Here is a 12,363-nt window from a genome sequence, read left to right as displayed (position 1 = left end):
ATTCATGTAATTAAAGGCATGAGAAGAGGCGGGATAGCTGAATGTAGGAGGCAGTTAGGGCTGCATAAGCTTAGACATGGATTCCAATTAACGGACTTAATTGAGCAAGTATGTATTAAACCAGGGCGAACTTACAACCCGCATGAGAGATGGACTGTAGAGGAACTAATCAATAATGATAATCCTAGAAAGCGATAAAACGAATCTTTTAACGGAAGGTAAAAATTCATGGACCTACTGACTGAAATAAAGCCTTTTTTGTTTAAGATGCTTAATGAAGTAAATGTTTATCCAAGAGAAGACCAGATTAAGATCACTGATAGAGGTAATCCTCATAAATGCACATTTGTAGATGGGAAGATGTATGTGTACACTTATCGATACAATGGGGAGTATTTAAAGAATGAGAACAAAAACTCATCAATTGTTTTATTCAAAAGAAAATAAAACAAATATTTTAAAAGAAAGGGGTGTTCAAATGAAGCGCGATATGGACTTAATTATCAAGGTCTTAAAGTATATTGAAGAACATAATACGGCAACTAACAACATTGTGGTAGAAATTGAGGGGTACGAAACAGAAGAAGAACGAGAGATGGTACAATACCAAGTGAAAATTTTAAAAGATGCTGGTTACGTTGAAGCTAAAGGAACCCTCAATCCGTATGTAATCTATGTTAAAAATATGACTTGGAAAGGCCACGATTTCCTTGATGCAGCTAGAAATGAGGTTGTTGTCAATAAGGCGAAAGAAATAGCTAAGAAGAAAGGAATGGACTTTCTAAGTTTACCTTTTGAAATGGCAAAGGCTTTATTGGTGGAAGTCACAAAGAAAGCTTTATTCGAATAAAAGATGATAAAACGTACATTTGATCAGGAGATGAAAATGACCAGTAACAGGTACTCATCATTATGAAAGGTTTATTTCATAAGAAAAGAGTGATAAAAAAGTGGGTTATTCAATAGATCAGTGGAGACATAGGATGCGACATCGTTCAGATATGAGCACTTATGTCTTTCATCTAACGAAGAAAACAAAAACAATGTCAGCAAGTGAAGTACTACTTAAAATTTTGAATGACAAGAAGCTTATTGGAAGTACTACCGATTCGGGATTTATTGTTGGTGACAGTCCAGCAGTATGCTTTCAGGATGTGCCTGTGCATGCTCTCTGTCAAAATACTCTCTATGAGCAAAACTATAGGGAAGATCTTGGTGGGAAAATTCGTTACCAACCTGTCGGAATTGGATTTAAAAAGAAAACAATTTTCCATAAGGGCGGCAGACCTGTCATATATGAATCTTCGATAAAAGCTAAGAAGTTCCTTCCTGAAGAAGAATGGTGGCGTATTGTTGATTTTCATCTTGGAAATGCAGAGAATATAACAGATTGGACACATGAAAGAGAGTGGAGAGTGAAGGGAGATATGACATTTAAACTTTCTGATGTTGTTGTCTTATTAAGTAAAGGAACATCATATAAACGATTTATGAAAAATGCAAATTCGCAACTTCTTGAGGAGATTGATGGTATTGTAGTTTTAGATCCAGTACTCAGTTGATCAAATAACTATTTTTATAAGGTGGGATAGAGAATGATTCAGAGTTATAAGTTATATATTTTTAATCCTACACTGAGCTTTACTGAAGACGATAAGAACGAAATTGAAGAGGCGATAAAACGTTACACCAATAAAAAATTTCAAATCAAATTGCTGGAAGTAAATAAAGATTATTTTATCCTAGAAGCGGATGGGGAATTGCATTCTAAAGTCACACAGACTATTTCGAGATATATAAAAAAAAATTCTCGACTAAACCACTTATATTCGACGCAACATAAACGACTTTTCACTTCAAAAAGATAGTAACTTAATCAAATGACTGTTTTACCTAGGAGTGAAATTAATGGGTTACAACGTGAGACTATACAAAAACAAAATCCTCTTTAAGGAATTTACCAGTATTAAAGAAGCGGCTGCCTATGTTCAAGAAAGATGTTCCGAATTAATCCCTGAACGTTGCTGGGACACTGTTAATTTTAGTATTGATAATGATAAGCCGTGGTCCCATGAAGGCGATAGTTATTTATTTAGCACTAGCACAGAAGTTAAGAAGAAAAGAGCAAATAGGATTACCAGAAAATAAATTCAGTTAAAATGGCTACTTCAAAGGGAAGTGAGACAGAGTGTCATCCCCGTCACAAGCTGCAAGTCAAGCAGTGCGAAAGTTGCTAAGAGAAATAGGGAAGCAGTATGATTTAACAAGGGGATTCAAGCCTTTTAGTGATAACAAAAGCAAATTTGATCTTATACTGTTTTTTGAATATAAATGTTGTTATTGTAATGAGAATCTTAACAACAAACAGTGGGATAAAGATCACTTGGTTCCCATGAACAAGGACCATGCTGGATTGCATGCTTGGGGGAATATCGCATTATCATGTAAGCAGTGTAACAATCAAAGGCAAAGCCTAGATTGGGTTGACTTTCTTAAAATCAAAAGCCAATCGGAAGAGGAGTTCATCGCAAGGAGATCTAAAATTGAAAGATTGATAAAAAAGTATAATTATTGCCTCAGTGATGACCAAAAAGCACACATACAAAAGCAAGCATCTGAATTACATACCTCTGTATTTTCGTTCGTTTCAGAGGAAATAAAAACAAAGCTTTTAGAAGGAATAAAGATTTTTTGATAAAAGGCATGTTTTACTTAGAAAGAAACATATGGGGGAAGTACCATAATGAAAACAAAGATTACTTTAGTTGCATCTCTTTTTGCTTTTACTTTGGTTTTACAGGCTTGTTCTAATGAGGCGTCTCCTTCAGCAGCACCGAGCGAAACTACTAATGAAACAGTTGTTGCGAATGTCGAGTCTCAAGACGATCAGAGTGAGACAAAATCCAATGAGCAAGAAGAAGGCATACGAAACGACGAAGAAAGCACGGAGGAAGAAGCACTCACCATTATAGATAGTGAAGAAGATGAATCCTTAATAGATACCTCTGTTTTTGCTTACGCTATGAAAGTAGATGTAACCGATTCGAGAGATATAACGGAGCATATTGATCTAGTGGTACATATGAAAGACTCTGTAAAACCAGGTTTAGCGACACAACATGTATTTACTCAGGCATATGATTTTCTTCAACAGGATGATATAAAAGGAGCAAAGACTGTAACGATTGGCATTATGAGTGGGGACCATAGGGTAACTCAGATAACGGTTGACGCACCTAAGTTTAAGCCAGAAGAGCATTTAATAAAATCTGTATTGGGTGCATCTACGATTGACAAGATGTATCCTGAAGTTAAAGAGTATGGACAAGTTATGGAACTTTGGTAGTGTATTTATAATGAAATGCAAGGTTGATTAAAAGGGAGATTGTAATGGACTATTTGTCTTTCAAAGATATAACCGGATTTTTTGAATCACATAGCATAAATAGTTACAAAGTATATTGTGAGCGAGAAGATGTTGTTATTTATGATTATGGCACCTTTTGCGCATTATTGAATGATTTAGGAGTCAATGTAGTTTTATACGATCTGAATATATTGGATGAGAGTGAAATCGAGAATAATTTAATCACCGATGAGGATTTAAACTATAATCTTGAGTACGTTAACAGCAATAAGCAAATCAAAGAAAAAATTAAAGACTATAATAACGCTTTAAAGCAACTTGAGAAACATGTCGGTAAAGAACAGGTTATAAGTTTGTACTTTCAAAACGAGGGTATTATTTATACTTACCATCATAGAAATTCAATGTTACTTTTTGAAGACAAGGATGATTTTCTGGAAATGCTGTTTGTAGAACACAACGAGGAAATTGAGGAAGCAAAAGAAGAAAATTACAATAGAAAAAAATCGGATTCTGAAGTTAAACTAAATAAACTTTATGATTTTTTAATCGATAACAATGACTTTAAAAAATGTACAAACTCCCCTTCTCGAAGAGGGTTTGTTTATGATTTGCTTCGCTCGGGAAGTAACTTTGACTTGTCTAATGTTAACTCTCGATTAATTAATAACACGGTTGAGGATGCATGGAGAAAGATAAAGCTTAACAAGGCTTTAAATAGTGATGAAATGTAGATTTCGTATATGAAATAAGTTGTAAAGTAAAAAAGACTCTCCACAACTGGGGAGTCTTTTTTACTTAGTCGTCGTTCCAGTGTAAGACTACCTTATACATCGTCACTGCTATTAACTCTGACTTCGAACAAATCGTTTGGAGTGACATCAAGATAACTACATAAGTTGACAATTAATGACGCTGGTATCCGTACACTGTTCAAGTCTTGATTATTTACAAGTTTGTATATGGTGCCTATTCGTTCTCCTGTATCTTTAGATAATTTGTAAGGAGTGATTTTCCGTTCATTAACAGTATTATTTAAACCATCTGTTTTAAACTCTTTCCGTAATCGTCATATTACTTATTTTTGTAATTATAATTTTATTACATATTTACCAGCTATTATTTGTTTTTGTTACATAAATTGCTAGAATAATAGACAATATTCCATTATTTATGGTAACGTTTTAATTGTATCCATTATATTAACAAATTAGGAGGATTTTGTATGCTAAAGAAAAGTGCAGTTTTATTGTTATCCAGTGCAATGTTGTTCACTTCTTTAGGTGTTGCTAGTGCTAGTGCTAGTCCTAGCCAAGTTTCATCTACCAGTATCAATGATGTAATTGTTCCTGCTGAGGTAGACACAATCTCTGTTCGTGATGTTATACCAGCTGAGTATTTTGAAGCTGCAAAAGGGAAGTATCAATCAAAAGAAGATATTTTGAAAGATACAGGATTTACACCAGTGAAAACCGGAAGAGCCAGCACTATGCAATATGATAACGGAGCAATAATTGTAAATGATTTAGATGAATATGCAGCTTTACTGACATATTATTCTGATAACAATAATCAAACTATTGCATCTAATCAAACTTTTGAAGGATCATCTAATCAGATTAGTCCTATGGCTATTGTAACTGATAGCGTTACACAGACAGTTTGGGGAGATGGACTGGCTGCGGGTGCAAACCTTTCTTGGATTTCAGCTACTGTGAGTTTTAACAGACATGATAGTGCTGGCAACTGGAACATAGTCAGTGTTACTGACAGCTCAAGCTCACTATTGGGTTTCCACCCTGGCAACTCTTGGCAGCATGATCGGGCTGCGACTAATGCAACTGCCAATGTTAACGGACGAACAGCACAAATAATTATCAAGGGAGTTAGAACTCTATCAATAATTGGTGGAGGCGGCATTGGCGAAGAAATTATTTCAAGACCTCAATCATTTTCTATGAGATGGACGACATAAGATAATTCACGCTTTCTATGAGATTCTATTTTCTATAAAAATATTAAACTGCCACCTTGCATAATCTAGGTGGTAGTTTAATATTGTATAACAAAGGAGGAATGCTATTATGGATCATGAACAACGATTAAGTAATTTAGAGAAACGAGTGGCTTCCCAAGAAAAAAAATGGAGGATAATCAAAATTGTCCTTATTACCATCGTTGTCATATGGCTTGTACAATTTTTAATAGGCTTGACTCAATTTCTAATTCCTTAAATGTATTACATTGCTGTTGTAACATTGAAGAGGATCAACACTTAAAGTCCTGGTTCTTTTTTTGTTGTTGGACGATGTGTCCAACGCTATTGTAACGAATCGTGACTTTGGAAAATCCAAATTTGGATTCACCGATTGCTTCTGCAACATCTTTCAAGGCGACCAATGGTCGTGCAAAATTATACTCATGAGATGTACATCTGTCCGTAATTTGTATATGGTTAAACTGATTTCGGTTTTGGGATTATACCAAATCTGAATTTCAGTTACCGTCAACTTGAGGGCTACTGAAAGGGTGTGTGTTCAATACATCTCCTTGAGAGTTTTCGGATATGGCGATTCACCATGTCTGAACTATTGTAGATTCCTGACCTTTTGATTCAGAAGGTCTAATGGAATGTCACCAAGTGACACCCAGATATGACGTGATTAGTAATCACTCCATTCGTAGGGCTGTCATCCAATCGACGAGACCTTTAACATGACCCGCCAAAGTTGGCGGTTGAAAACAAATAAAGCCCTTAGGCAGCATCCTAGGGCCCTGTGTGAGTCAATATGAATATGAACCGCTTATTTCAATTCTCTATGCCGGATCAATCCAAAAACACATGTGATAATCGTTAGTACACTTAGTGTCTTGATAGCAATGTTAAAGCCATTAGATGAATAGTCCAGGAACAATAAGATGACTGGTGGAATCATTGGGCATGATCCGTTCTTCGAGAATCCCGCACTTTTTGAAGCTGCATATGAAAGAAGTCGATTACAAAGTAACGTTGGAATATGATATCACCGGCAAAAAGATGCTGTCTCAGGCATTGAAGAGCGAGCGCATGACGTTGACCGAGTACTATGGGCTGCTGCTGCAGATCGCTTCCGCATTGGAGGACAGCAGGCTGTATATGCTTCAACCCGAGAATTACATACTTCATGAGGATTTTCTGTTTGTTGAAGGCTCCCTGCATCTTGGCACATTATATTTAACTAATGTTCCCCTTGCCGTTAATGAGACAAGCAGTAACCGTCTCCCTGTAACGCTTAAGGAGCTTATGACAAGGCTTCTCTTATCGGTCTCGGAGCTGAAAGGAGGGGGGATACAAGCATTGATGACCTTCTGCAGTGAACAGAGCTTCAGTTTGCCGGGACTTAAGCGGCTTGTCATTGAACTGCTTGCAGGAGAAGATGGTGAAAGCGATCAAGCAGGAACGCAAGCGAAGATGGCAGTGGCTGCACATGTGAATGAAAGATTGCCCTATACCGATAATCCCTCAAACAGCAGCGTCTCCAGGCCTGCCTTCTCATTTGCAGAGCCGGCTCACAGCCGGAGTGCGGCATTGCAGACGGAGAATGACGGCAACACGGATAAACAGAGTTTAATTCGAAGCCTGACGGAACGTACCAACGAGATGTTTGGGAAAAGCGGCCGAAACGAAGAAGGTAATTCTCACGCCGGTCGAATCCCATCAGGTCTTCCCGCGTGGTCATCTGGCACAGATGATTCAAGTCTTGATGAAGCGGAGCATGGCAAATCTTCGCCGGTTCGGACCTATATTTTGCTAGGATGTTTGCTCGCCGCAGCGGGAGCTTGGAGAATGTTGTACATGAATCAACCGGGTCCGCTGATGCTGGGGCTATCGGTAGGGATTACGATTCTGCTTGCCGTGATCGCTTGGCTCGGCTACACGGGCAAACTCCGGCTGCTCTCACGGAGAGCGGAGGATTGGTCCGGTTCACTGCCCGTGTTTGAATCCACAGAGCTGAGTCCGCAGGAGCATGCCAAGTGGAAGTCCGTCCCGCGTTTTGAGGCAGATCCCTTATCCGGTCTTCTTACAGGAAATCAGGCAGCAGATTCAGGGAAAGCAGCAGAAGCAGAGCTTGGTGAGGGGAAGGAGCATTGGAGATGGCAGGTTCCTAAATCACCATTTAACCTTGAGCGGGATCACCCTTCAGCGGGATCTACCGTACAGTCTTTGCGGGACCAGGCTTTTTCGCGTTCGCCTAACGCCGGGGAAAGAGATTCTTTTGGGGAAGAAGGGGATTATTATGCCAAGCTGTCCCAACGGACGGAGGTGCTTTCGTCCTCTGGTGGTGGGGGAGCTACCGTGCTGTTAAGTCCGGATACTGCCGCTCGTCCGGCCGGACAACTTTCAGCCAGGGACTATCTTGAGTTAAATGAACCGAATGCAGCCGTCCCGCAGCGGATTGAACTGCATCAGCCCCATTTCATCATCGGCAGGTCTCCCGATGTAGCCCAATTCGTCGCTCAGGGTGTGGGGACTTCACGGGCGCATGTGGAGCTTTCGCGCGAAAGCGGTGGATACGTCCTGAAGGATCTGGGTTCCAGAAACGGTACGATGTTGAAGGGAGAATCCATGGTGCCTTATAAAGAATACCCCCTGATGGAGGGGGATGCCTTTATTATTGCCGGATGGAGTTTCACCCTACGTCGGGGGTTATATTAATACGGGATTATTATAGTAGAAGTAAGATTTGCGAAGCTATTATTCTATGAGTTTAGAGAGAATTCGAATTATTGCAGAAAACCAAAGGCGTACCCTAATTTTTAAAGGGGCCTTTGGTTTTTTATTTTTACTAGATCCATAAAAAACATCTGGTATGATGATTATGGTAAAATGTACCGATTACTATACATGACTAGCTTTGTATATGTTAACGATTTATTAAAAACATCTTGTGTTTTTTGATTCATGTGTATAAGGAGGACTTTGATGTGTCTGAAGATCTAAATAGAGAAATATTGAAAGAGCTAAAAGAAATCAATAATAAACTAGACACCTTGAACTCGTCAAAAGGAATATCAGGAACTCTAAAAGTTATTGCCCTGATATTCGGGTTTTTAGTGATAGGACCTTTGCTTGTAGGGATAATGGTGTATCTATTTAATTTAACTGGCTAAGGTAAATAGCCCCTGCCAGAAGCCCAGACGGACAATCCCGGAAGGGACTTTATAAGCTTCAACAAGAGTAACTCGTCCAGCGATGCTGGTATGGCGGGTAGTCGATGCTTTTTTGTGTAGAATCATCTATAGGTAAAAATGAATTCTTTTTGTATTGTACCTTGAGAACAGCACTCTACTCATTGAGGTCACTGTCATAGCTGGAGCTGGAAATTTAGCCACAACACCAGTTTTTCTCGCAAACCGAAAGCTCTAATTTGTTTATTCTCCAGCCCTTTCATTGCCTCTTATCGCCTCCTGCTCGCGGAAGACGGAAGGAGTTAGGCCGTATTTTTTCTTGAATAGAGTGGAGAAGTAAGTGATATTGTACATTCCGACCGATTCACTGATTTTGGCTGCAGTCTCATGGGTGGAAGCAAGCAAATCCCTAGCTTTCTCCAGCCTGGTGTGATTCAGGTATTCACTGAACGATTGACGGGTTGCTTTTTTGAAGAGCTTACCCAAATAGCTTGGCGACAGGCCGGCAATGTTGGACACCAGCTCCAGAGATAAGTTTGGCTCGGCATAATGTTCCTGGATGTAATTCTGCACTTTTTCAATGATAACATTGTGCTTCTGGGCATTCATCCAGAGATTCTTCTCTTCGATTAATGTGCAGATATTAAAACAATAGCGATTGAAAGTTTCCTTGATTTCCGTCAGATGTTCGGCGGATTCAATTTCGGTCACCGCATCCAGATACTCGTTGAAATTGGAATCTGGCACATGTTGCAAATAGTCAAAGTGTTTAAGTAAGGATAGCATGAGCTGGGTGCTGTATGTAATGACCTGATTGATTGAACCGTTAGAGATCTGTTCCACGAATTGTCCGATTGCATCCCGGATTGCTTCCGGCTTCCCGGACTGCACAGCATCGATTAGCTTCTTCTCGAAGGCGCTGGGATAACTTAAGGCCGTCATCATATGAGGCCGTGTTGTTACGGCATCCAGGATCGATTCCTTCCCGTAGATTAGCCGGTATTTAACATACTGCTGCGCCGAAGTATAGGAGAAAGAAATATTTTTCCTGCCGTAACTTATATCCCCTATGCCAATGGATACCGTCACCTTGAAGTAACGGTTCAGAAAACTCTGAATATTGCCCAAGGCAGCCTCGAGCTCCTCAGGCTGTTGGTTGTTCGTACACTGAAGGATTGCGACGGCTTCATTTCCCCCCATAAACAGGTAATCACATGCTCCGATAGGCTCCAGCATCTCTTTTGCAATATTGCCTAGAGCGAAGAGCAGCAGCGGCTGCTGTTCCGTCTCCATCCTCCCTCTTGTCGGTTCCAGCGCATTGATTTTGAATACAAGCACGCAAAAATAAGGCCCCGATACTTTCTTGTCGATATCCCGAATTAATTCGCTCGGAACAGAATGTTCCAGCGGATGACCCCAGAGTAACGAAAGTAAGTAATGCTCACGAATCGTTCGGGAAGAGCGGTTGATCACGAATTGCATCGATTTTTCACGTTCCTCCAACGAATGGAAAACCTCGGTCATCATCTTATATTCATCTATGAACGGCGAATCGGAGACTGGAGAATCCGTGTCCGGCATGATCCTTTCAAACAGCGTCGATAACGGTCTATAAATGCTCTTGGTCAGAAAAATAGAGATCAGCAGACCTGTCAGTACAATTCCGGCTGTCACAAGCAGCGTAACGTTGCGGAGACGGTCAATGTTGGAGATGAGTCCGGAGTAGGGGGAAACGCTTACAAAATACCAGTCCATTTTTTCCGACTTCACATAGGTGATCAGATGCTTTTTATTTAGAATATTTGTTGTGAAGCTGTTCTCTTCCTTGTCCTGATTTAGAATTTGCTGCACATACTGTTCCTCGGACCAATCTTTCAGAAATAAACTTGAATCGGTATGGGAGAGCACTTTGCCCTCTTTGTTGATGACAAAAACGTTGTTGGCGGAATCCGTTTTGCTGATTTTGCGGATCGTCGTCAGAATCGACTTTTCTTCCACATTGATATAGATAAGCGGGTTGTCGGAGGTCTTAAATGAAAAATCCGGGTACAGCAGAAAGGTCAGGAGCTGAAGCGGCGCATCGTTGTTGCGGTCGGCAACGGTCAAGCTACGTGGATAGAATTCCATGTACCGCTCCGCGCTAAGGGTGATGAGCGAGGAGTCGAATGGAAGCCCGGCAGTATCGACGGCTGTTCCCGTAGAAGGCCGGTAGATCCCGGCACTGTAAATATAAGGATAAACACTTATAATCTGGTTCATTTGTTGGAATATCCGATAATTGTTCGTCTTGTCCTCCAACTTGTCATTCAGGAATGAGGTGATCTCCGGCTGGATGAGCAGCGCATTGCCGATTGTCATGACTTGGTTATAGACGACCTCCGAGGCGTAAGTGATTTGGGATAACATGGCTTTGGAATTGCGGTCGATCTCCTTGACGGCGCTTTTGGAGAAGAGAAGGAAGAGGACGCCGGACAGCAGGCTGACGGTTAGTAGAACGAGCAGGAAATATGAAATTGTAAGTTTTTGAAACGCCTTGTATCGAACAAGCCGATTCATGGTGTTCCGCATGAAGAATTCCTCCCAATGCCGTTAATATAACCTCTTCACTATAGGACATATCTGGCTAAAAAGGTACTCCTTCTCGCAAAAATGAAAGCCGTTTCGATAATTTGAAAGGCTTGTGCTTTATATCAATAATTTCCATTCTTGTGCAATGAAAATCAATTCGAAATGTGAAAGCCCTTTAATCGAATCGTGAAAGCGATGTCCGGTATTTGAAATTGGAAACGCTGACCCGCTGCTATAGAGTTAGAGCAAGCGTCAACGCAGCCCCAAAATGTACACTGCAAAGAAGGAGGATAAGAAATTGGAAAAGAGACAGCGACCGGCATTCGGCATGTTTTCTGATATCCGTAGGAATGGAACATCTTACTTGCTGGTCCTTCCGGCGATGGTTTACACGTTTATTTTCGGGTATATGACGTATCCGTATATACTGATTGCTTTCCAACGATTCAATTATACAAAGGGCATATTTCATAGCGAGTGGGTAGGATTAAAGAACTTCGAGTTCTTTTTCGGGTCGAGCAAGGCGTTTACGGTCACCTTTAACACAATCTTTCTAAATTTGCTCTTTATTGTCTTTGGAACGCTGACGGCACTGGCCATCTCACTGATCCTGAACGAGCTGCGCAAGAAGCTGTTCGTCAAAATCAGCCAATCCATGATGTTGTTTCCGAACTTCATTTCCTGGATCGTCATCAGCTATGTGCTGTATGCGTTTTTTTCTATGGATATGGGGATCGTGAACAAATTGCTGAACCAGCTTGGCCTCGTCTCGGTCAACTGGTACACCGAGCCGCAGGTATGGCCGGCTATTCTTACCATCATGCATGTGTGGAAGGGAGCAGGGATGAGCGCCATTATTTATCTGGCTACCATCACTGGGATTGATGAGACTTTGTATGAAGCTGCCGAGATTGACGGGGCTAACCGGTGGCAGATGTGCATGCGCATTACGATTCCGTTGATGATGCCTACGGTGGTTATACTGATGCTGCTCTCGGTCGGCAAAATCATGTACGGCGATTTCGGGATGATCTACGCCTTGATTGGCGACAATGGCACCTTGTATTCGACCACGGATATCATTGATACGTATGTATTCCGCTCTTTGCGTCAGATTGGCGACCCTTCCGAAGCTATGGCTGTCGGATTGTTCCAGTCCGTCATCGGGTTTATCTTAGTCTTCGGCACGAATTCCATTACCCGCAAATTTTTTAAAGATGGCGCGTTGTATTAGAATCCGGTTTCGGCGATAGATTCCC

The 12,363-nt window shown here is 40.8% G+C and carries 13 protein-coding genes; 11 read left to right on the top strand and 2 right to left on the bottom strand.

The genetic code is table 11. From position 1 onward, the window contains the following. The first annotated feature begins 403 nt into the window (after nucleotides 1-403). The 6 genes from MKY48_RS27430 to MKY48_RS27405 all read left to right on the top strand — a co-directional run bounded on the left by MKY48_RS27430 (nucleotide 404) and on the right by MKY48_RS27405 (nucleotide 4,101). A complete protein-coding gene (locus MKY48_RS27430; RefSeq protein ID WP_339267712.1) occupies nucleotides 404-850 on the top strand; it encodes a DUF2513 domain-containing protein in 447 nt (148 codons plus the stop codon). A 133-nt stretch (nucleotides 851-983) separates the two neighbouring features. Further along, nucleotides 984-1,562 carry a DUF2971 domain-containing protein gene (locus MKY48_RS27425; RefSeq protein ID WP_339267710.1) on the top strand — a complete coding sequence of 193 codons (579 nt, stop codon included), beginning with the start codon at nucleotides 984-986 and terminating at the stop codon, nucleotides 1,560-1,562. Nucleotides 1,563-1,908: 346 nt separating this feature from the next. Next, complete coding sequence (locus MKY48_RS27420; protein WP_339267708.1) at nucleotides 1,909-2,148, top strand: hypothetical protein; 240 nt, start codon at nucleotides 1,909-1,911, stop codon at nucleotides 2,146-2,148. 40 nt (nucleotides 2,149-2,188) lie between these two features. Further along, entirely contained in the window at nucleotides 2,189-2,695 is a 507-nt protein-coding gene (locus tag MKY48_RS27415; RefSeq protein ID WP_339267706.1) for an HNH endonuclease signature motif containing protein, read from the top strand. Nucleotides 2,696-2,743: 48 nt separating this feature from the next. Beyond that, entirely contained in the window at nucleotides 2,744-3,346 is a 603-nt protein-coding gene (locus MKY48_RS27410; protein WP_339267704.1) for a hypothetical protein, read from the top strand. 44 nt (nucleotides 3,347-3,390) lie between these two features. Beyond that, nucleotides 3,391-4,101, top strand: coding sequence for a hypothetical protein (locus MKY48_RS27405; protein ID WP_339267703.1), 711 nt, complete (start codon nucleotides 3,391-3,393; stop codon nucleotides 4,099-4,101). A gap of 92 nt (nucleotides 4,102-4,193) precedes the next feature. Here MKY48_RS27405 and MKY48_RS27400 read toward each other — a convergent pair whose 3' ends face one another. Beyond that, the gene (locus tag MKY48_RS27400; protein WP_339273683.1) at nucleotides 4,194-4,379 is read right to left on the bottom strand and encodes a helix-turn-helix transcriptional regulator; all 186 of its coding nucleotides are present in this window, start codon (nucleotides 4,377-4,379) and stop codon (nucleotides 4,194-4,196) included. Between the two features lie 213 nt (nucleotides 4,380-4,592). On the opposite strand from MKY48_RS27400, the gene MKY48_RS27395 reads away from it, so the two are divergent. From MKY48_RS27395 to MKY48_RS27380, 4 genes are all read left to right on the top strand, one after another. Beyond that, entirely contained in the window at nucleotides 4,593-5,342 is a 750-nt protein-coding gene (locus MKY48_RS27395; protein WP_339267701.1) for a hypothetical protein, read from the top strand. A gap of 109 nt (nucleotides 5,343-5,451) precedes the next feature. Next, nucleotides 5,452-5,601, top strand: coding sequence for a hypothetical protein (locus MKY48_RS27390; protein WP_339267699.1), 150 nt, complete (start codon nucleotides 5,452-5,454; stop codon nucleotides 5,599-5,601). Nucleotides 5,602-6,308: 707 nt separating this feature from the next. Further along, nucleotides 6,309-8,063 carry a DUF6382 domain-containing protein gene (locus tag MKY48_RS27385; RefSeq protein WP_339267697.1) on the top strand — a complete coding sequence of 585 codons (1,755 nt, stop codon included), beginning with the start codon at nucleotides 6,309-6,311 and terminating at the stop codon, nucleotides 8,061-8,063. Nucleotides 8,064-8,332: 269 nt separating this feature from the next. Next, entirely contained in the window at nucleotides 8,333-8,518 is a 186-nt protein-coding gene (locus MKY48_RS27380) for a hypothetical protein (protein ID WP_076324645.1), read from the top strand. Nucleotides 8,519-8,779: 261 nt separating this feature from the next. Here MKY48_RS27380 and MKY48_RS27375 read toward each other — a convergent pair whose 3' ends face one another. Next, a complete protein-coding gene (locus MKY48_RS27375; RefSeq protein WP_339267696.1) occupies nucleotides 8,780-11,104 on the bottom strand; it encodes a helix-turn-helix domain-containing protein in 2,325 nt (774 codons plus the stop codon). A gap of 328 nt (nucleotides 11,105-11,432) precedes the next feature. Between MKY48_RS27375 and MKY48_RS27370 the strand changes: the two genes are divergently transcribed. Beyond that, nucleotides 11,433-12,338 (top strand): ABC transporter permease subunit, encoded by a 906-nt coding sequence (locus MKY48_RS27370; RefSeq protein WP_339273681.1) that lies wholly within the window; start codon nucleotides 11,433-11,435, stop codon nucleotides 12,336-12,338. The last annotated feature ends 25 nt before the right edge of the window (nucleotides 12,339-12,363 follow it).

Source organism: Paenibacillus sp. FSL W8-0187 (assembly GCF_037969755.1).
Classification (GTDB): domain Bacteria; phylum Bacillota; class Bacilli; order Paenibacillales; family Paenibacillaceae; genus Paenibacillus_AQ.
This window is presented reverse-complemented; position numbering and strand designations above follow the sequence as displayed.